Here is an 18,886-nt window from a genome sequence, read left to right as displayed (position 1 = left end):
CTCAAATCTGCACCCGCGTCCCCAGTTCAATCACGCAATTGTTGGGCAGGCGAAAGAAGGCAGCCACACTTCCGGCGTTGCGCGACATCACCGCAAAAAGTGCTTCACGCCAGTGCGCCATGCCGGCACCTTTGGTCGGCACCACAATCTCGCGGCTGAGGAAATAAGACGTCTCGAACAGGTTGATGGGCAGGCCTTGTGCCTGGCAGAGTTCCAGCGCTTTCGGAATGTCGGGTGTATTGATGAAGCCGTAGTTGATCTGTACCCGCCAGAAGCCCGCCACCAGCGGCGTCACCTGAACCCGCTCCTCAAACGGTATCCACGGCACATCCTGAAACACCACCGTAAGAATCAGGTTGCGCTCGTGCAGCACCTGGTTGTGTTTGAGGTTGTGCATCAGCGCCTGTGGCACGGTGTCGGGGTTCGCCACGGCGTAAACCGCGGTGCGCGGGATGCGATGCGTGCGATCCGCAGCCAGCGCCGTAATGAAAGGCAAGAGTTCGGGATCATCGCGCCGCATGCTCTCCATCAGCAGCTCACGGCCGCGCCGCCAGGTGGCCATGATGATGAAGATGGCTGCGCCCAGTACCAGCGGGAACCAGCCGCCTTGCCAGAACTTGAGCGAGCACGAAATCACCAGCAATAAATCGAGCGCCAGAAAAACGCTGGTTGCTGCAATCGCCACAGGCAACGGGTAACCCCAGGCATGGCGCACCACAAAGAACGTCAACACGGTGGTCACCAGCATGGTCACCGTCACCGCAATGCCATAGGCCGAGGCCAGGGCTGACGAACTGCCAAAACCGACAACTGCCAACAGTACCGCCACCAGCAGCAGCCAGTTGACTTCAGGCATGTAGATTTGCCCGGCCTCTTTGGCCGAGGTGTGCTGCACCTGCATGCGCGGCAGCAGCCCCAGCTGCATGGCCTGCTTGGTCATTGAATAGGCGCCGGAAATCACCGCTTGCGAGGCAATCACCGTAGCCAATGTGGCCAACACCACTGCGGGAATCAACCAGCTCTCAGGAAACAGGCGATAAAAAGGGTTCTCCAGCGCGGACGGGTCACGCATCAACAGGGCACCCTGCCCCATGTAGTTGATCGTCAGTGCCGGCAGTACCAGCCCCATCCATGCGAATTGAATAGGACGCTTGCCGAAGTGCCCCATGTCGGCATACAGTGCCTCGGCACCGGTGAAGGCCAACACGATGGCCCCAAACGCAACAAACATGTGCCAGCCCTGTGCCCGCAGAAAGGCAAACGCATGCAGGGGATTGAGCGCCGCCAGAATGGCCGGCTGCTGGATGATCTGCAGAACACCCACCAGGGCGAGCACACCAAACCAGACCACAATCACCGGCCCGAAGAGCTTGCCAACCGTTCCCGTGCCGTAACGCTGGACGGCAAACAGGCTGATGAGTACCGCGATGGAAACAGGAAGCACGTAGGGCTTGAGTACCGGTGTCACAACCTCCAGCCCTTCGACCGCGCTGAGCACCGAAATGGCCGGCGTGATCACGCTGTCACCGTAGAACATGGCGGCGCCAAAAACACCTGCCAGCAGCAACATCACTCGCCTCCTCGGCGTTTTGCCAGCCGCCTTGGCCGCCAGCGCAGTCAGCGCCATGATGCCGCCTTCACCGCGGTTGTCGGCGCGCAGGATCAGCAGCACGTACTTCAGCGTCACCACCATCATCAGGCCCCAGAAGATGACAGAGGTGGCACCGATGAGATGCGCCGCGTCCAACGGAATGCCGGTGCCGTGGCTGAAAATCTCCTTCATGGTGTACAACGGGCTGGTGCCGATGTCGCCGTACACCACACCCATGGCGCCCAAGGTAAGCGCTGCCACGCCCTCGCGGCTTGAAGTCTTGGTCATAACCATCCATCAACAGTGAACAAGGTCTCACTGTCGCCGCAGGAGCATCAGGAACGCATAAGGATGCGCTGGATCAAGCAGACGCCAGGCGGTAGCCCACGCCGGTTTCCGTCAGGAGATGGCGCGGTTCGGCCGAATCGCGCTCTATTTTGGCGCGCAGCTGGGCCATGTAGAGCCGCAAGTAATGGGTGTGTTCGGTAAATTCCGGACCCCAGACATCCACCAGCAACTGCCGGTGCGTGACCACCCGGCCGGCGCTGCGCACCAGCCGTGCCAGCAGCTTGTATTCGGTTGGCGTCAAATGTACCGCCTCGCCCTCTAGCGTCACCACGTGTGACTGCAGGTCGATGCGCAAGCCGTCCAGCTCATGCACAGTCACTGCTGCAGCCAGGGCTGTGCCACGGTGACGCAGCGCCACGCGAATGCGTGCCAGCAATTCGCCGACGCTGAAGGGTTTGGTCAGGTAGTCGTCAGCGCCCGCATCGAGCAGCTGGATTTTCTGCGCTTCCTGATGGCGGGCTGAAACCACGATGATGGGAATGGCTTTGCTCTTGCGCAGCTCGCGTACCAGCTCCACGCCATCGCCGTCGGGCAGGCCCAGGTCCAGCACAACCACATCGGGCAGGTGATGGGCCAGCATGGCGCTGGCCTCGCTCAGTGACACAGCGGTCTGCACCTCAAAGCCCTCCACGGACAGGGATGACCGCATCAGGGCCCGGATCTCCCGGTCATCCTCGACGACCAACACGCGCAAGGTCATGGCAAGTCCCCTTGTGGCGGCTGCGCCTCAACCGGCAAGGTCAAGGAAAAATTGCTGCCGCCGCCATTGCGCCGCCTGAGCGTCAGGCGCCCGCCATGCGCCTGGGCGATGGCCCGGCACACCGCAAGGCCCAGACCCGCACCACGCGAGCCCGGGTGGTCACCACGGGCATAAGGCTCAAAAACGGTGTGCTGCTCGGCCTCGGAGATGCCGGGTCCCCTGTCCTTGACCGAGACCACCAGTTCGCCAGGCCCGGTGCGGACGACCAGGTCAATCGGACCTTCGCTGTACTTCAGCGCGTTTTCAAGCAGGTTACCAAGCAACTGCGCGAGCAGCACCGGGTCGGCCCTCACCAGCGGCAAGCCCTCGGGCACACTGGACTTGATACGGCGGCCCGGGTCACGCTGGCGCACCCGTGCCAGCACCGCGCCCACGATCTCCTCCATGGCTTCCCAGTCGCGTTGGAGTTCGTGCGCCGAAGTCGTGAGCCGCACGAGTTGCAAGGTGTTCTCGGTCACCGTGGACAGGTGAGCTGCCTCGCCGGCGATGCTGCCCAGCAGGCGGTCCTGCTCCGCCAGGCTGAGTTTGTCGCGCTGGGTCTGTAGCGATGAAGCTGCGCCAACAATGGCCGCCAGCGGTGTGCGCAGGTCGTGCGATATCGCCGCCAGGAAGGTGTTTTGCAATTGCTTGTGTTGCGCCTCGTTTTGCGCAGCCAGCATGGAGGACGTCAAACGCAAACGCCACGCGGCTTGCGCCAACAGGGAGCACAGCGCCTGCGCATGCTGCCGGCCATCCTCATCCGCAGCCAGGGCAGGCTGCACGCAGGCCGCGCCGGTAACCTGTCCCTTGTCGCCCAAAGGCAGGTACCAGGCGTTAAGGCCCGGCCAGCGCCCGGTGCCCGGCCCAAGCACTGCCGCTTCGACCATGCAATGGCGCATGCCGTCTTTCACAGAAGTATCCAGCGCATCTGCATGTATCAGTTCATTGTTGGCATCCGCCAGGGCCAGCGAACAAGGCCCTGCAAAGGCGGCGCTCAAGGCCGCCCGGCCAAGCACCAACACTTCTTCCGGCGAACCAACGCCGGCAAGCTCCGTCGCCAGGGCCTGCAACTGTCGTGCCCGCCGCTCGTTCAGACGGGCTGTTTCCGTCTCACGCCGCAGCCCGGTGGCCAACCGGCTGATGACCAGGGCAACCACCAGCATGGTGGCCAGCGCAATAAAGTTCTCCCGGGTGTCAACCACAAAGGTCCAGCGCGGTGGCATAAAAAAGAAGTTCAATGCCGTGACAGCCCCAACCGCACAGACGGTCGATTCGATCCATCCCAGCCGGTAGGAGGCAATCACCACGGCAAGTACATACACCATGGCCAGACTGGTGAGCGAGACATGGCGGTCCAGTACAAGCCCCGTGGCAGTGGCTGCGGCCAGCAGCAACGCCACGACAGTCCAGCTTCTGGCAGAAGGGGTGCCTGATTCAGGAAGCTCGTGCGCATTCATGGTGAGCCAGCGTAACACCGGGGGCGTCAGGATCGCATTAGGACATTAGGAAGAAGCGTGCGCCACCGCAAAGTGCAGCTGACGGCAACCGGCGATGAACCGGCGCGCAACGGGAAAGGCCTGAGGTAGCGATTTGCTATGCTTGTTCTGGCGCCTCAGCCACCCATGTGGCAACGAGCAGACCATGGCGTCATTTATTTGTATGCAGGTCGATGATGGAAGAAAGGCGGCACGGTCGTTGCTTCCATGATTCAAAAACGTAACTGGTCCCGTACAAGGAGAAGATGACGTGCGATTCAAGCTCTTACCATGGCTGGCGGTTTCAACTCTTGTTGCGGGCCTTGCCGGCTGCCAGACCGCAATGGCCCCCGCAGGCGCCGCAAAATCATCAACGCCCCCGATCGAGTCCATCGGCCTGAGCCTCACCTGCCCGACATCCAGGTCAGCCGTTCCCAACGCCGACTACATCGGACCCTACATGGGTGTTGAGAATATTGTCCCGCTGAAGGAAGTGGCCCAGGACGTGTATTGCTCCGACACATTCAAGGCCCGAAATTTCCCCCTCGGCTTCGTCACTATCTATGGCAGCTCTCGTATCAGGGAAAAGAATGTCCCCTGCGATGCGCGTGGAGAAAACTGCAACGAGGCGGTCAAGGTCGCCAACGACGTGATCTACCGGGACACCCGGAACTTTGCCTACGCCTGGACTCAACGACACGGCAAGAAGTACCCGATCATGACCGGAGCTGGCCCTGGGCTCATGGAGGCCGGAAACAAGGGGGCCGTTGAAGCGGGTGGAGCAAGTGTTGGCTACACGACTTACTACGACCGCAAAGCTGGCAGCGATCCTGCAAAGCCTTATGGCGGCGACCCTAAACCGGCGCTGAATGCTTACGTGACACATGGCTTGATTTTTTCCAGTGTGGCTGTTCGCGAGTCGGCCATGATCAAGCACTCAGCAGCAATGGTCATTGCGCCGGGTGGAACCGGTACCGAGTGGGAGCTGTTTCAAATCATTGAAACCATCAAGAGCAGGCAACTGACGAAGGTGCCCGTTTACCTGCTGGGCAATCGCCAGACCCACTGGCGCAGCCTTGAGGCGCGCTTGAAGGACATGGTGGACCGGAAAACCGTCAACGCAGAAGAGTTGTCGTTTTTGAAGTACGCGGAAACCAATGACGACCTGATCAGGCAGCTGAGTGCTGATCTGGGCCTGAACTGATAGAGCGCACGCCCTCTGCCGGGGAAGAGAAGATCGAATGAAGATTGGATAGCCGTCGCCTGGAAATCCGAGGCAGGCGCAACACGTCTAGGGTGTCGATCGGGCAGGTTGCTCAGTTTCTCAAAAGCTTGAAGCCTTTTGAGCCCCCAGCCCTTATCCTTCCTGCGCAAGCAGCTATTAAATCAATAGCGCTCTGGCAGTCCTTCTCGTTGCAGGACCTGGCGCCGCATCAAGCGGATAGCCGGCCAGCGGAGTCACCCCCGCCAGCGGCTGCCTGAAAACTGCTTAGTAGTCGGCGCGCATCAACCGCTGGGCGCGAACGCTCATGTTGCGGCGGATGGAGGGCATCAACCAGGCGGAAGGCTGCCCGGCATCGTTCGCGAAGGTCAGCGTCGCGAGCATGACTTTCGCCGAATCCAGCACCTGGCGAACCAGGGAGGAAGACGGCGAGGAGCGCCGGCCAGCAGATGATCCGTTGGCTTGGGCATTGGCGAAGAGTGCGGTGCGAGTCATGGAGCTTCCTTTCAAATTGGACCTGAACGGGTTTGCCGGTCCAGCGGCATGAAAGAAAGTATAGGGTTTACTCTGATAGAGGTAAAACGACTTATATTTGATTTCAATGCAAAAATATTGTTTTAAAAATACCATCGGCAACGGAGTTTATTGATGGATATCAACCTCGCCCGTACCTTTCTGGAGATCGTTGCCAGCCACAGTTTTGCCCAAGCTGCCGAACAGCTGCACGTCACGCAGACGGCCGTCAGCGCACGCGTGAAGACACTGGAAGATTTGCTGGGCCGTAAACTTTTTGTGCGAAACAAGGCCGGCGCATCGCTGACGGCGGCGGGCGAGCAGTTTGTTCGCCATGCCATGACGCTGGTGCAGGTCTGGGAGCAAGCCCGCCACCAGATGACAGTGCCACCCGGGCGTCGGGCGCTGGTCACAGTGGGCTGTGAAATCAGCCTCTGGCATCCGCTGCTGCTGGACTGGCTGCTATGGATGCGCCAAGGCGCACCTGATCTGGCCCTGCGAACCGAAGTTGGCGTTGCAGAAGACTTGCTGGAGCGGGTGGCTCATGGTGCGCTGGACATCGCCATCGCCTACGCGCCGCGGCAACGCCCCGGGCTCCGGATCGAGCTGCTGATCGAGGAAAAACTGGTGCTGGTCACGACCACGCCTGGCGCGCAGACGCCCGAGGCGGCCGACTATGTGTATGTGGACTGGGGCCCTGAATTTGCGGCGCAGCACAGTCTGGCGTTTCCCGAGTTGTCCAGCGTCGGTCTGTCGTCCAGCCTCGGACCGCTGGGGCTTGAATACCTGCTGGCCGTGGGCGGCGCTGGTTATTTCCGGCAGAACGTGGTTCGGCCGTATATCCAGGAAGGCCGGCTGCACCGCGTGACCGGCGCGCCGGAATTTTTGTACCCGGCCTATGCGGTGTATGCGGCCGATGCCGACATGACGGTGCTGGCGCCGGCGCTGGCCGGCTTGAGACAGGTCGCCGCGGGCTCCCAGACCAAGCCGCCGCCTGCTGGCAAGCCCCGAAAAACCCGGAAGCCCGCCGCATCCTGAAAGAGACGGCTCACCGCCACGGCTAACTCCCTTGTCACAGACGCCGACTAAACTCGGTCATGGCCACTTCCTCCCTTTCTAACGTACCCAAGGGTGCTCCCCGCTCGCTGTCGGGCCTGTTGCCGTTTCTGCGCCCTTACCGTGGCCGAATCGGGATAGCCATGTTTTTCCTGGTCATGGCGGCTGTGGCCACGCTGGTGTTTCCACTGGCACTGCGCGGCCTGATCGACGGCGGTCTGGGCGCGGGGGACAAAGGCCAGCAACTGATGGCACTGCGCACTCACTTCTTTGAGCTGTTTGCGGTGGCGGCGGCGCTGGGCCTGTTCTCGGCGGGCCGCTTCTACATGGTGAGCTGGCTCGGTGAACGTGTGACGGCCGACCTGCGCAACGCGGTGTATTCGCATGTGGTGCGGCAGAGCCCGGAGTTTTTTGAAACCACGCAGACCGGCGAGGTGCTGTCGCGCCTGACCGGCGACACGACGCTGGTGCAGACGGTGGTGGGCTCGTCGCTCAGCATGGGGCTGCGCAATGCCGTGATGGGCGTGGGTGCGCTGGGCATGCTGGTGGTGACCAACCCCTACCTGATGGTGCAGGTGCTGGGCGGTCTGGTGCTGATCGTGCTGCCCACGGTGTGGTTTGGCAGGCGTGTACGCAAGCTCTCGCGCGCCAGCCAGGACCGGGTGGCTGATTCCAGCGCCATTGCGGCCGAAGTGCTCAATGCCATTCCAGTGGTGCAAAGCTACACCGCCGAAGCGCGCGAGACTGCGCGCTTTGATGAGTCCACCACCAACGCCTTTAACACTGCCGTGCGCCGCAGCAAGGCGCGCTCGGTTCTGGTGGCCTTCATCATCATCGCCACCTCGGCGTCGCTGTTGTGGGGACTGTATGAAGGAACGCAGGCGGTGATGCGCGGCGAAATCAGCGCCGGCCACTTGGGCCAGACCGTGGTGTACGTGATCATTCTGGCCAGCGCCACCGCGGTGCTGGGCGAGGTGTACGGCGACCTGCTGCGCGCCGCCGGTGCCACGGAGCGCCTGATGGAGCTGCTGGAGACGCGTTCTCGCGTGACTTCACCATCAAATCCGGTACCAGCCCCCGTGGTACGGTCGGGAAGTGCTATCAATTTCAAAGCAGTGACCTTTCACTACCCGTCGCGGCCGGTGCAGGCTGCACTGACAGATTTTTCGCTTAGCGTGGCGCCCGGTGAGACCGTCGCCATCGTCGGGCCCAGCGGTGCGGGCAAGAGCACAGTGTTTCAGCTGCTGCTGCGGTTTTACGACCCGGCCTTGGGCAGCATCGAACTGGACGGCGTGCGAACCGCCGACATGGCGCTGCATGACCTGCGCCAGCGTATCGGCATCGTGCCGCAGGACGCGGTGATTTTTTCGACCAGCGCGCTGGAGAACATCCGCTACGGCAAACCCCAAGCCAGCGATGACGAGGTGAAGGCCGCGGCCCAGGCTGCATTTGCGCATGACTTCATCACCGCCCTGCCCGAGGGCTACGCAACTTTTCTCGGCGAGCGCGGCGTGCGCCTCTCCGGCGGGCAGCGTCAGCGCATTGCGATTGCGCGCGCCATGCTGAAAAACCCGCCACTGCTGCTGCTGGACGAGGCCACCAGTGCGCTCGACGCCGAGAGCGAACGCATGGTACAGGCCGCGCTGGAGTCGGCGATGAAGGAACGCACCACACTCGTGGTAGCGCACCGCCTGGCCACAGTGCAGAAAGCCAACCGCATCCTGGTGCTGGACCATGGCCGGCTGGTGGAGCAAGGCACCCACGCTGAATTGGTGGAGCGCGGCGGCATTTACGCGCGGCTGGCCGCGCTGCAATTCAACGTCTGAGGTCATACCGGGCTGCACGGACCCTGTCAGGCCAACCACCGCCAAGGCTTGTGCGGCAGGAATTGCGGCTTACGGCCCCAACACAAGTCTCGGTGGTCCTTGCCAAAAACACCTGTTATGCGTTTTATGCATGACAACCCCGGCAACCCGGCCTTGGACAGCCGGGCGCGGCAGGCCTAAGCTCCGTCCATTGATCTTCCACAAGGAGTTTTTTAATGTCGCGAGCGTCCAGCCCCTCAACCGTTGCCCCCGCTGGCAACCATCCCCTTCCCTCTTACCTTCAGGCCGACAATCTCGGGCCTTGGGGCAACTACCTGCAGCAGGTAGACCGGGTCATTCCTCATCTGGGCAGCCTGGGTCGCTGGGCCGAAACGCTCAAGCGCCCCAAGCGCATCCTGATCGTCGACGTGCCTATTCATATGGACGACGGCACGGTGGCCCACTTTGAGGGCTACCGCGTCCAGCACAACGTGTCGCGCGGGCCAGGCAAGGGCGGCGTGCGTTTTCACCAGGATGTCACGCTGTCGGAAGTGATGGCGTTGTCGGCCTGGATGTCCATCAAGAATGCCGCAGTCAACGTGCCTTATGGCGGTGCCAAGGGCGGCATCCGCGTGGATCCCAAGAAGCTCTCGCGCGGTGAGCTTGAGCGCATGACTCGCCGGTACACCAGCGAGATCGGCATCATCATTGGCCCCAACAAGGACATCCCCGCTCCCGACGTCAACACCAATGAGCAGATCATGGCGTGGATGATGGACACCTACTCAATGAACACCGGCTCCACTTCTACCGGCGTGGTCACCGGCAAACCGGTTGATCTCGGCGGCTCACTGGGCCGCCGCGAGGCCACCGGCCGCGGCGTATTCACCGTCGGCGCGGAAGCGGCCAAACACATCGGGCTGGACATCGCGACCGCACGCGTGGCGGTGCAGGGTTTTGGCAACGTGGGTGGCGTGGCGGGCAAGCTGTTTGCTGAAGCCGGCGCGCGCATCGTGGCAGTGCAGGACCATGGCGGTACGATTTACCGCGAAGCCGGCCTGGATGTGCCTTCACTGCTCAAACATGTGGCCGAAACCGGCAGCGTCGGTGGTTTTCCGCAAGCCGAAAAAATCGCCGACGACAAATTCTGGGAAGTCGACTGCGAAATCCTGATTCCCGCCGCACTTGAGCAGCAGATCACCAAGGACAATGCCGGGCGCATCAAGGCGCGCATGATCATCGAAGGCGCCAACGGCCCCACCACCCCTGAAGCCGATGACATCCTGCATGACCGCAATGTGCTGGTATTGCCCGACGTGATTGCCAACGCCGGCGGCGTGACTGTCAGCTATTTTGAGTGGGTACAGGATTTCTCAAGCTTCTTCTGGGACGAAACCGAAATCAATGCGCGCCTCGTACGCATCATGAAAGAAGCCTTTGCCGGTGTGTGGCAGGTCGCACAAGACCACAAAGTCAGCCTGCGCACCGCAACATTTATCGTGGCCTGCAAACGCATACTGCACACGCGCGAGTTGCGTGGTTTGTATCCTTGATTTGACAGGCACTTGGGCGGTTATAGTACAGGATGATCACCTGCCGCCGCCCGATAACGGCGCTTGTTCTGGGCGCCTTGCTGGCCAGCCTCGCAGCGTGGGTCGGGCCCTTGCTTGACCCGCCGGCGCTCGCGCGCTGGACGGTTCAGACGCATGAAGAAAATGATTTCCGTGCGGCTTATGCACTCATAGCGATCCGTCACCTGCCGATGTTCCTGCTCGCCGTGGTGGCGGGTCGCCTGATCTTCCGGGTGCTGGAAAAACCCTCGGTACGCCTTGTGGCGGCAAGCGCCCTGCCCTGGCTGTTGTACGTCGTTGTAACCGGCGTGCTGGAATCTGTCGCCATCGGCGAAGATCCTTTCGAGTGGATGGTTTACCAGCCCGCATATTTCATCTGGCCGCATTTCATCGCCATTCCAGCGGGACTCTACGCCGCCAGCCGCATGGTCAACCGGCGCAAGTGAATGCAGATGCCCGGCCGCTCTTGGCAGTGCCAGAGGCCTGCCTACTGAAGGGTTTCCTTGACCGCCTCGACCAGCGGCAGCGGCATGACGTCAATGCCCTCTTCCAGCAACTCAATCGCCTCGGTCCGGCTGGCCTGGCCGCGGATGCTGCGCTGTTCGGCATCGCCGTAATGCATGGCACGCGCCTCGTCGGCGAAACGCTGGCCCACATCTTCGGTATTGGCCAGCACGTGGCGCAGGGCCTTAAGAAACTCCGCCTGCCCTGCGGGGCTGCCGGCGGCAGCGATCACTTCGTGGGCCGGGCTGGCCGGCAAAGCCGCAGGCACGGACAGCTCGCGCGAAGGCGAAACCGCTGCGGGCACCTCGGCTACCGCCCCGAAATTTAGCCGAGGTGCACTGGGCATTTTCCGGATGGCGGGGTCGCCGCACAGCGGGCAGGAGACCAGGCCACGGCCGAGCTGGCTTTGAAAATCATCTTCCGACGCGAACCAGCCCTCAAAGGCATGCTGGTCCGAACACTGGAGGTTGAGAACTTTCATGTGCCAATTATCAGGCCTGGCCCGGGCGGGCGCCATCCTGCCAGTCCAGCGTCCATGCGCCCGACAAAACGTTTTGCAACCACAGGGTGCCAGCCAGCGTCTTGGCGTCGGTGACGCGACCGTCGCGGCACCACTGCAGCAGCTCAGCCGGGCTGGCCGTGAACACGTCGAGAAACTCGCCTGCGTCGAGCTTGCGCTCCCCGGCAGTCAGGTCTTTGGCGAACCAGACGTCGATGAATTCGGTGGAGTAGGAGATCACCGGGTGCATCACGCCGGCTTTGGCCCACGAGGCGGCGCTGTAGCCGGTTTCTTCCAGCAGTTCACGCTGGGCACAGGCCAGCGAGGCTTCACCGGCATCGAGTTTGCCGGCCGGAAACTCCAGCATGACGGACTGCACCGGGTAACGGTACTGTCGCTCGAGCACCAGGCGGCCATCCTCGAGCTGGGCAATGATCATGACCGCGCCCGGATGACGCACATATTCGCGCAAGGCCTCGCGCCCGTCAGGCAGGCGCACGGTGTCCCGGAATGCGTGCAGGAAATGGCCGCGCAACAGCTCCTGGCTGCTGAGCTGGTGTTCGCGCAGATGATCGTCAGCCGGATCGCCAGGGTCTGGGGATTGGTCAGGCATGTCGAAAGATCCGGCTGTCGCGATGGTCAGCGGTGTTTGAACAGGTAGCGAAACACAAAGCCGGGAAAGGCGAAGGTGATGAACAGCGTGCCCGTGATGGCGTAAAACTCCCAGCCCTGCGGTGCAATTTGGCCGAGGCGCTGTTCAAGAAAAAGGGCCAGGCCGCCGACCACGAAATACCAGAACACCAGCTCCGCTAGGCGTATTGCGAGATTTTTGGGAGCAACCAGCCGGTAAACCAGCAGCAGTCGGTTGCTGATGAAAGGCAGGTTCGCCGCCAGCAGGGCCAGCGCGACCACCAGCCACACCGAAGCTGTCTGGTTCATGTACCCAGTGACTTCACCACGCTGGCAATTGCCTGCTGGCACAGCGTCATGAGGCCTCCCGGCATGATGCCCAGCAGCAACACCAGTGCGCCGTTGATGGAAAGCACCACACGGGCATCAGCCGGAGCAGTGATGGCCGTGGGCATGTCGACATTGGGTGCGTCGAAATACATCACCTTGACGACACGCAAATAGTAGAAAGCGCCGACCAGCGACATTGCCACCGCAAAAACCGCCAGCACGATGTAGCTGGTCTGCTGCGAGGACACCAGGGCCTGCAGCACACCGAGCTTGGCGTAAAAACCAACCACAGGCGGCACACCGGCCAGCGAGAACATGCTGACGGCCATAACGCCGGCGAACAGCGGACTACGCTGGTTCAGGCCAGCCAGGTCAGTGATTTCTTCGGACTCATGGCCGGCACGCGCCAGCAGCAAAATGATGCCGAACACCGCAAGCGTCGTCAGCACATAGGTGACGGCGTAGAACATGGCCGCACCATAGGCATATTCGGCGTTGAGTTGCTTGCCGGGAACCACAGCGGCCAACAGGGCCAACAGCAAAAAACCCATTTGCGAGATGGTTGAAAACGCCAGCATGCGCTTCAGGTTGGACTGCGCCACCGCTGCCAGGTTACCGACCAGCAACGAGCCGATGGCCATGAGCGCCAGCATTTGCTGCCAGTCAATGGCCAGAGGCAGCATGCCCTGCACCAGCAGGCGGATGCAGATGGCAAAGGCAGCCAGCTGCGGCGCCGCGCCAATCAACAGCGTGATGGCCGTGGGCGCGCCCTGATAGACGTCCGGCAGCCACATGTGGAAAGGCACGGCGCCAAGCTTGAAAGCCAGGCCGGCGACGATGAAGACCAGACCGAACACCAGCACCTGGTGGTTCACCTGGCGGCTCGCAATCGCCTTGTACACCTCGTTGACATCCAGCGAACCGGTAGCACCGTACATCATGGACAGGCCGTAGAGCAGCAAGCCTGAGGCCAGGGCACCCAGCACAAAATACTTCATGGCCGCTTCGGTGGCCGTGGCGTTGTCGCGGCGCAGCGCCACCAGGGCGTAGCTGGAAAGTGTCATCAACTCCAGGCCCATGTAGAGCACCAGGAAGTTGTTGCCGGAAATCATCACGAAGATGCCGAGCAGTGCAAACATACCCAGCGTGAACAGCTCGCCGCCGCGCAACATGTCACGATCTGCCGCGTAGCCGCGGCCATACACCAGGGTGACCATCATTGCGATGGCAGCGAAACATTTGAGCCAGTTGCCCATCGGGTCGCTCACAACCATGTTGCCGAAGCCATAGAAAGTATTGCCCTTCACGGCGTACACGGCCTCCAGCGTGGCGACAGCGGCCAGGGTCAGCAAGGTCAGCACATAAGTCAGGGTGCGTTGGGGGCTCTTTACGCCAAGGTCGACCAGGGCGATCACACACGCCATGACCAGGAGCACGATCTCCGGGTAAACCGATAGCCAACTGAGTTTGTCAATCATCTGAATTCTTTTGAATGGTTGCTTATTGCAGTTTGGAGATCGCCACGTGCTTGAGCAGGTCGATGACCGAGCTGTCCATCACATCGGTGAAAGGCTTCGGATAAATACCCATGAACAGCACGGCAATGGCAAGCAGGGCCAGCATCAGGAACTCACGGCTGTTGATGTCGGTCAGCCCCTTGACGTCGTCATTGGCAACCGGGCCGAGGTAAACGCGCTTGAACATCCACAGCGTGTAGGCCGCACCGAAAATCAGTGCCGAAGCAGCGGCCGCGCCGATCCAGAAGTTGAACTTGACCGCGCCCAGGATAACCATCCACTCGCCGACAAAACCGGCGGTAGCAGGCAAGCCGCAATTGGCCATGGCAAACAGCAGCGCAAACGCGGTGAATTTGGGCATGGTGTTGACCACGCCACCATAACTTGCGATCTCGCGCGAATGCACACGGTCGTACAACACCCCAATACACAGGAACATGGCGCCCGACACAAAACCGTGCGCAATCATCTGCACAATGCCGCCGGACACACCGATGTCATTGAAGATGAAGAAACCCAGCGTGACAAATCCCATGTGCGCCACGGACGAATAAGCCACCAGCTTTTTCATGTCCTGCTGAACCATGGCCACCAGACCAACATAGACCACGGCAATCAGGGACAGCGCAATCATGAGCCAGGCCCACTCCCGGGCGGCATCAGGCGCAATGGGCATGGAGAAACGCAGAAAGCCGTAGGCGCCGAGCTTGAGCATGATGGCCGCCAGCACGGCCGACCCTCCGGTGGGCGCCTCGACGTGCACATCGGGCAGCCAGGTGTGGACCGGCCACATCGGCACCTTGACGGCAAAAGCGGCAAAGAAGGCAAAGAAAAGGAAGGTCTGCGCCGTATCACCCAACGGCAACTTGTACCAGGTGGCCAGATCAAAACTGCCGCCCGACTTGACATACAGGAAGACCAGCGCGATCAGCATCAGCAGCGAGCCAAGCAGCGTGTAAAGGAAAAACTTGAACGCTGCGTAAATCTTGCGGGGGCCGCCCCAGACGCCGATGATCAGGTACATCGGAATCAGCGTAGCCTCGAAGAACACATAAAAAAGCATGCCGTCGAGTGCGACGAACACACCTATCATCAGCCCGCTGAGAATCAGGAAGGCGGCCATGTACTGGTTGACGCGGCTGGTGATGGACTCCCAGCTGGCGATGATGACCACCACATTGATAAAGGCCGTCAGCAGCACAAACCACAGTGAAATACCGTCCACACCAAGGTGGTAATTCACATTGAAGCGCGCAATCCAGGGTGCGTTCTCGACGAACTGCATGGCCGAGGATCCGACCTCAAAGCCGCCATACAAGGGAAGGGTCACAAGGAAACTGACGACGGCACCGATCAGTGCGATCCAGCGCACACTGCGTGCCTGGTCGTCACGTCCAAGTGCCAGCAGCACGACACCGAAAAAGACCGGCGTCCAGATGGCAAGGCTCAACAATCCCATTTTTATTTTTCTCCTTGTCGCTTATTTGCTGAGCAGGTCTTTGATGACAGGCCAAGTCGAAATCAGGGGCCAGGTCGAAAAGTAGGTGATCAGAATAAAAATACCCATGATCATGGCCAGCGCATAGTGGTAGATATAGCCGGTTTGGACCTTGCGCACCACACCCGACACCCAACCGACCAGTTTCCAGGACCCATTGACCAGCGCACCGTCGATGAGCTTTTCGTCACCGCCTTTCCACAAGCCGATACCGAGCCCGCGCGCACCGCGCGCAAGAACGTTTTCATTGAACCAGTCCATGTAGTACTTGTTCTCGAGCAGCGTGTAGAGCGGCTCGACACGGCGCTTGATCGCTGCTGGAAGGGCCGGATTCAGCATGTACATGTAATACGCGGAACCCACGCCTGCGAGCGCCAGCCAGAACGGTGCAGTCGAGAGGCCGTGCAAGGCCATCTGCGCAGGCCCATGGAACATCTTTGCCAGCTCGGCCATGGCCGGATGTTTGTCGGCGTTGACGATGATCGCGTCTTTCAGGAAGTCGCCGAACAGCATGGCGTCGATGCTCATGAAGCCGATCACCACGGAAGGGATGGCCAGCAGCACCAGTGGCGCGGTCACCACCCAGGGAGATTCGTGCGGTGCGTGCGATCCATGATGCGCATCGTGGCCGTGGTGATCATCGTGATGCGCGTCTGGATTCTGGTCAAAACGTTCCTTACCGTGGAAGACCAGGAAATACATGCGGAAGGAATAAAAGGCGGTCACGAACACGCCGGCCAGCACCGCGAAGTGGGCAAAACCGGCGCCCGGCAGATTACTGAAATGCACCGCCTCGATGATGCTGTCCTTGGAATAGAAGCCGGCAAACAGCGGCGTACCGATCAGGGCCAGAGAACCGAGCATCGCGGTGATCCAGGTGATGGGCATGTACTTGCGCAGCCCACCCATCCAGCGGATGTCCTGGTTGTGGTGCACACCCATGATGACGGAGCCCGCCGCCAGGAACAACAATGCCTTGAAGAAAGCGTGCGTCATCAAGTGGAACACAGCCACCGAATAGGCCGAAGCCCCCAGCGCCACGGTCATGTAACCCAGCTGCGACAACGTGGAATAGGCCACCACACGTTTGATGTCGTTCTGGATGATGCCCAGAAAACCCATGAACAGGGCCGTGATGGCCCCAATTACCATGACGAAACTCAGCGCGGTGTCGCTCAGCTCGAACAACGGTGACATGCGCGCCACCATGAAAATGCCGGCGGTCACCATGGTTGCCGCGTGGATCAGCGCCGAAATTGGCGTCGGGCCTTCCATCGAATCGGGCAACCAGACATGCAGCGGGAACTGGGCCGACTTGCCCATGGCACCAATGAACAGGCAGATGCAGATCACGGTAATCAGCATCCAGTCGGTGCCGGGGAATCCGAGCTTGGCGATGTCGCCCGACTTGGCGAACACCTCGGTGTAGTTGAGCGTGCCGGCATAGGCGGCGAGCAGGCCGATGCCGAGAATGAAACCGAAGTCACCGACACGGTTGACCAGGAAGGCCTTCATGTTGGCGAAGATGGCTGTCGGCTTGTTGAACCAGAAGCCGATCAGCAGGTAGGACACCAGGCCCACAGCTTCCCAGCCGAAGAACAGCTGCAGCATGTTGTTGCTCATCACCAGCATCAGCATGGAGAAGGTGAACAGCGAGATATAGGCGAAAAAGCGGTTGTAGCCTTCGTCTTCTTCCATGTAGCCGATGGTGTAGATGTGCACCATCAACGAGACAAAGGTGACGACGCACATCATCATGGCCGTCAGGCCGTCGACGAGGAAGCCGATCTCCATCTTCAGGCCGCCCACGACCATCCAGGTGTAAAGCGTTTCATTGAAACGCGCGCCGTCGAGCGCCACGCTCTTGAGCGTCATGGCGGAAATAACGAAGGCCACCAGCACACCGAGGATGGTCAGCGTGTGCGACAGGCGGCGGCCAATCCAGTTGCCGCCAAACGCGGTACCGAAAATACCGGCCAGCAACGAGCCCGCGAGGGGCGCCAGGGGAACGGCCAGCAGAGTGGCGGCCGAAAGGGTTTGGCTCATGTTCTTGTTATCCCTTGAGCGTATTGAGTTCATCCACGTTGATGCTGGACTTGTTCCGGAACAGCAGCACCAGGATGGCCAGGCCGATGGCGGACTCGGCAGCAGCAACCGTCAGAATAAAAAACACAAAGATCTGACCATGCATGTCGCCCAGATAGTGGGAGAAGGCAACGAAATTCGTGTTTACGGCCAACAGCATCAGCTCAATGGCCATTAGCAAGACGATCAGATTTTTACGGTTGAGAAAGATGCCGATCACGGACAACGCGAACAGCATCGCTCCCAACGAAAGAAAGTGTCCCAGGGTCAAAGTCATGCCTTCTTCTCCTCGACGGGCGACTGGGTTGCAGCGACCTCGGTCGCGGCCCGTGTAGCCGCCACCTTGACCAGCGTGACACGGTCACTTGCTTTCACGCGAATTTGCAGGGCCGGGTTGATGTGCTTACTGTCCTTGCGCTGACGCAGCGTCAGTGCAATGGCGGCAATCATCGCCACCAGCAAAATGGTTGCAGCAATTTGCAGAGGATACAGATACTCTGTGTAGAGCAGCTTGCCCACCGCCTTGGTATTGGACGGCTGTATGACCTGGCCTGCGGCATTGACCAGCGCAGCACTCTTGGGCTCTTCGGTCAGTCGGAAACCGCCCATCAGCACGGCGGCCATTTCCAGCGCAATAAACACGCCCACCGTGGCGGCCAATGGGAAATGCTTCCAGAACCCCCTGCGCACGGCATCCATGTTGACGTCAAGCATCATGACCACGAACAGAAATAGCACCATCACCGCGCCCAAATACACCAGCACCAGCGTAATGGCGAGGAACTCTGCCTTGAGCAGCAGCCACACTGCCGCCGCCTGTGAAAAGGCGAGCATCAGATAAAGCACGGCATGCACGGGGTTGCGCGCCGTGATTACCCGGAAGGCGGCAAACAGCAGCACCAGGGCAAAAAGATAAAAAAGACCTGTTGTAACGTCCATGTTCTGCGAATCTTTCTTGAGCCAACTACGTTGCGGCGGTTTCAGCGGTACTTGGCATCCGCGGCGCGATTGGCGGCGATTTCTTTTTCATAACGGTCACCGACCGCCAACAGCATGTCCTTGGTGAAATAGAGGTCGCCACGCTTCTCCCCGTGGTACTCGAGGATGTGTGTTTCAACGATGGAATCCACAGGGCAGCTTTCCTCGCAGAAGCCGCAGAAGATGCATTTGGTCAGGTCGATGTCGTAACGCGAGGTGCGGCGGCTGCCGTCTTCGCGAACATCCGACTCGATGGTGATCGCCATCGCGGGGCACACGGCCTCGCAGAGCTTGCAGGCAATGCAGCGTTCTTCGCCGTTGTCGTAGCGGCGCAAGGCGTGCAGGCCTCGAAAGCGCGGCGAAAGAGGTGTTTTTTCTTCCGGAAATTGCACGGTGATCTTGCGCCGGAAGGCATAACGGCCGGTCAAGGCCATGCCCTTGAGCAGTTCCACGAGCATGAAGCTCCTGAAAAAATCCCTGAACGAAAACATTGAAGCGGTTGCGCTGGCCATGATGATTTTTCGC

18 protein-coding genes are annotated in these 18,886 nt (G+C 60.6%); 5 read left to right on the top strand and 13 right to left on the bottom strand.

Translation table 11 applies throughout. The features are described 5' to 3' along the window. Position 1: 1 nt before the first annotated feature. From B0B52_RS09045 to B0B52_RS09035, 3 genes are all read right to left on the bottom strand, one after another. Positions 2 to 1,879, bottom strand: a complete 1,878-nt coding sequence (locus tag B0B52_RS09045) for a potassium transporter Kup (protein WP_077593308.1) — start codon at positions 1,877 to 1,879, stop codon at positions 2 to 4. Positions 1,880 to 1,952: 73 nt separating this feature from the next. Next, positions 1,953 to 2,639, bottom strand: a complete 687-nt coding sequence (locus B0B52_RS09040) for a response regulator (protein ID WP_077593307.1) — start codon at positions 2,637 to 2,639, stop codon at positions 1,953 to 1,955. After that, the gene (locus tag B0B52_RS09035) at positions 2,636 to 4,135 is read right to left on the bottom strand and encodes a DUF4118 domain-containing protein (RefSeq protein ID WP_077593306.1); all 1,500 of its coding nucleotides are present in this window, start codon (positions 4,133 to 4,135) and stop codon (positions 2,636 to 2,638) included. Before B0B52_RS09035 ends, B0B52_RS09040 begins: the two co-directional genes overlap by 4 nt. Positions 4,136 to 4,424: 289 nt before the next feature. Here B0B52_RS09035 and B0B52_RS09030 point away from each other — a divergent pair, with 289 nt between their 5' ends. Continuing rightward, positions 4,425 to 5,357, top strand: a complete 933-nt coding sequence (locus tag B0B52_RS09030; protein WP_139351875.1) for an LOG family protein — start codon at positions 4,425 to 4,427, stop codon at positions 5,355 to 5,357. Positions 5,358 to 5,642: 285 nt separating this feature from the next. On the opposite strand, the gene B0B52_RS09025 is transcribed toward B0B52_RS09030, so the two are convergent. Continuing rightward, positions 5,643 to 5,870, bottom strand: a complete 228-nt coding sequence (locus tag B0B52_RS09025) for a hypothetical protein (protein WP_077593304.1) — start codon at positions 5,868 to 5,870, stop codon at positions 5,643 to 5,645. Between the two features lie 153 nt (positions 5,871 to 6,023). Here B0B52_RS09025 and B0B52_RS09020 point away from each other — a divergent pair, with 153 nt between their 5' ends. From B0B52_RS09020 to B0B52_RS09005, 4 genes are all read left to right on the top strand, one after another. After that, positions 6,024 to 6,926: a LysR family transcriptional regulator gene (locus tag B0B52_RS09020; RefSeq protein ID WP_077593303.1), complete on the top strand. Its 903-nt coding sequence runs from the start codon at positions 6,024 to 6,026 to the stop codon at positions 6,924 to 6,926. Positions 6,927 to 6,985: 59 nt separating this feature from the next. Then, complete coding sequence (locus B0B52_RS09015; RefSeq protein ID WP_077593302.1) at positions 6,986 to 8,770, top strand: ABC transporter transmembrane domain-containing protein; 1,785 nt, start codon at positions 6,986 to 6,988, stop codon at positions 8,768 to 8,770. A gap of 215 nt (positions 8,771 to 8,985) precedes the next feature. Next, the gene (locus B0B52_RS09010) at positions 8,986 to 10,302 is read left to right on the top strand and encodes a Glu/Leu/Phe/Val dehydrogenase (RefSeq protein WP_077593301.1); all 1,317 of its coding nucleotides are present in this window, start codon (positions 8,986 to 8,988) and stop codon (positions 10,300 to 10,302) included. A 32-nt stretch (positions 10,303 to 10,334) separates the two neighbouring features. Continuing rightward, positions 10,335 to 10,766, top strand: coding sequence for a hypothetical protein (locus B0B52_RS09005; RefSeq protein ID WP_077593300.1), 432 nt, complete (start codon positions 10,335 to 10,337; stop codon positions 10,764 to 10,766). A 41-nt stretch (positions 10,767 to 10,807) separates the two neighbouring features. Here the strand turns inward: B0B52_RS09005 and B0B52_RS09000 are convergent, their stop codons facing one another. From B0B52_RS09000 to nuoI, 9 genes are read right to left on the bottom strand one after another with little or no spacing between them, the layout of a single operon-like run. Next, complete coding sequence (locus B0B52_RS09000) at positions 10,808 to 11,305, bottom strand: DUF1178 family protein (RefSeq protein WP_077593299.1); 498 nt, start codon at positions 11,303 to 11,305, stop codon at positions 10,808 to 10,810. A 10-nt stretch (positions 11,306 to 11,315) separates the two neighbouring features. Beyond that, positions 11,316 to 11,936, bottom strand: coding sequence for an NUDIX domain-containing protein (locus tag B0B52_RS08995; RefSeq protein WP_077593298.1), 621 nt, complete (start codon positions 11,934 to 11,936; stop codon positions 11,316 to 11,318). Positions 11,937 to 11,962: 26 nt separating this feature from the next. Next, a complete protein-coding gene (locus B0B52_RS08990) occupies positions 11,963 to 12,262 on the bottom strand; it encodes a DUF2818 family protein (RefSeq protein WP_077593297.1) in 300 nt (99 codons plus the stop codon). Further along, complete coding sequence (gene nuoN, locus B0B52_RS08985) at positions 12,259 to 13,761, bottom strand: NADH-quinone oxidoreductase subunit NuoN (RefSeq protein WP_077593296.1); 1,503 nt, start codon at positions 13,759 to 13,761, stop codon at positions 12,259 to 12,261. The genes B0B52_RS08990 and nuoN overlap by 4 nt, the downstream gene beginning before the upstream one ends. Before the next feature lie 22 nt (positions 13,762 to 13,783). Further along, positions 13,784 to 15,259 carry an NADH-quinone oxidoreductase subunit M gene (locus tag B0B52_RS08980; protein WP_077593295.1) on the bottom strand — a complete coding sequence of 492 codons (1,476 nt, stop codon included), beginning with the start codon at positions 15,257 to 15,259 and terminating at the stop codon, positions 13,784 to 13,786. Between the two features lie 21 nt (positions 15,260 to 15,280). Further along, positions 15,281 to 17,344 (bottom strand): NADH-quinone oxidoreductase subunit L, encoded by a 2,064-nt coding sequence (nuoL, locus tag B0B52_RS08975; RefSeq protein ID WP_077593294.1) that lies wholly within the window; start codon positions 17,342 to 17,344, stop codon positions 15,281 to 15,283. A gap of 7 nt (positions 17,345 to 17,351) precedes the next feature. After that, positions 17,352 to 17,660, bottom strand: coding sequence for an NADH-quinone oxidoreductase subunit NuoK (gene nuoK, locus B0B52_RS08970; RefSeq protein ID WP_077593293.1), 309 nt, complete (start codon positions 17,658 to 17,660; stop codon positions 17,352 to 17,354). Next, complete coding sequence (locus B0B52_RS08965; protein WP_077593292.1) at positions 17,657 to 18,322, bottom strand: NADH-quinone oxidoreductase subunit J; 666 nt, start codon at positions 18,320 to 18,322, stop codon at positions 17,657 to 17,659. Before B0B52_RS08965 ends, nuoK begins: the two co-directional genes overlap by 4 nt. A gap of 41 nt (positions 18,323 to 18,363) precedes the next feature. Next, positions 18,364 to 18,873: an NADH-quinone oxidoreductase subunit NuoI gene (gene nuoI / locus B0B52_RS08960; protein WP_077593291.1), complete on the bottom strand. Its 510-nt coding sequence runs from the start codon at positions 18,871 to 18,873 to the stop codon at positions 18,364 to 18,366. Between the last annotated feature and the right edge of the window lie 13 nt (positions 18,874 to 18,886).

Source organism: Polaromonas sp. A23 (assembly GCF_002001015.1).
GTDB lineage: Bacteria > Pseudomonadota > Gammaproteobacteria > Burkholderiales > Burkholderiaceae_C > Polaromonas.
Note: the sequence above shows the minus strand (reverse complement) of the source record. Positions and strands in the feature narration are given on the sequence as shown.

Coding starts and splice junctions, on each gene's coding strand:
- B0B52_RS08965 (WP_077593292.1), bottom strand. CDS start 18,322: ATGGACGTTACAACAGGTCTTTTTTATCTTTTTGCCCTGGTGCTGCTG.
- B0B52_RS09005 (WP_077593300.1), top strand. CDS start 10,335: ATGATCACCTGCCGCCGCCCGATAACGGCGCTTGTTCTGGGCGCCTTG.
- B0B52_RS09020 (WP_077593303.1), top strand. CDS start 6,024: ATGGATATCAACCTCGCCCGTACCTTTCTGGAGATCGTTGCCAGCCAC.
- nuoL (WP_077593294.1), bottom strand. CDS start 17,344: ATGAGCCAAACCCTTTCGGCCGCCACTCTGCTGGCCGTTCCCCTGGCG.
- B0B52_RS08980 (WP_077593295.1), bottom strand. CDS start 15,259: ATGGGATTGTTGAGCCTTGCCATCTGGACGCCGGTCTTTTTCGGTGTC.
- B0B52_RS09010 (WP_077593301.1), top strand. CDS start 8,986: ATGTCGCGAGCGTCCAGCCCCTCAACCGTTGCCCCCGCTGGCAACCAT.
- B0B52_RS09015 (WP_077593302.1), top strand. CDS start 6,986: ATGGCCACTTCCTCCCTTTCTAACGTACCCAAGGGTGCTCCCCGCTCG.
- B0B52_RS08990 (WP_077593297.1), bottom strand. CDS start 12,262: ATGAACCAGACAGCTTCGGTGTGGCTGGTGGTCGCGCTGGCCCTGCTG.
- nuoI (WP_077593291.1), bottom strand. CDS start 18,873: ATGGCCAGCGCAACCGCTTCAATGTTTTCGTTCAGGGATTTTTTCAGG.
- B0B52_RS09040 (WP_077593307.1), bottom strand. CDS start 2,639: ATGACCTTGCGCGTGTTGGTCGTCGAGGATGACCGGGAGATCCGGGCC.
- B0B52_RS09000 (WP_077593299.1), bottom strand. CDS start 11,305: ATGAAAGTTCTCAACCTCCAGTGTTCGGACCAGCATGCCTTTGAGGGC.
- B0B52_RS09045 (WP_077593308.1), bottom strand. CDS start 1,879: ATGACCAAGACTTCAAGCCGCGAGGGCGTGGCAGCGCTTACCTTGGGC.
- nuoK (WP_077593293.1), bottom strand. CDS start 17,660: ATGACTTTGACCCTGGGACACTTTCTTTCGTTGGGAGCGATGCTGTTC.
- B0B52_RS08995 (WP_077593298.1), bottom strand. CDS start 11,936: ATGCCTGACCAATCCCCAGACCCTGGCGATCCGGCTGACGATCATCTG.
- B0B52_RS09025 (WP_077593304.1), bottom strand. CDS start 5,870: ATGACTCGCACCGCACTCTTCGCCAATGCCCAAGCCAACGGATCATCT.
- B0B52_RS09035 (WP_077593306.1), bottom strand. CDS start 4,135: ATGAATGCGCACGAGCTTCCTGAATCAGGCACCCCTTCTGCCAGAAGC.
- nuoN (WP_077593296.1), bottom strand. CDS start 13,761: ATGATTGACAAACTCAGTTGGCTATCGGTTTACCCGGAGATCGTGCTC.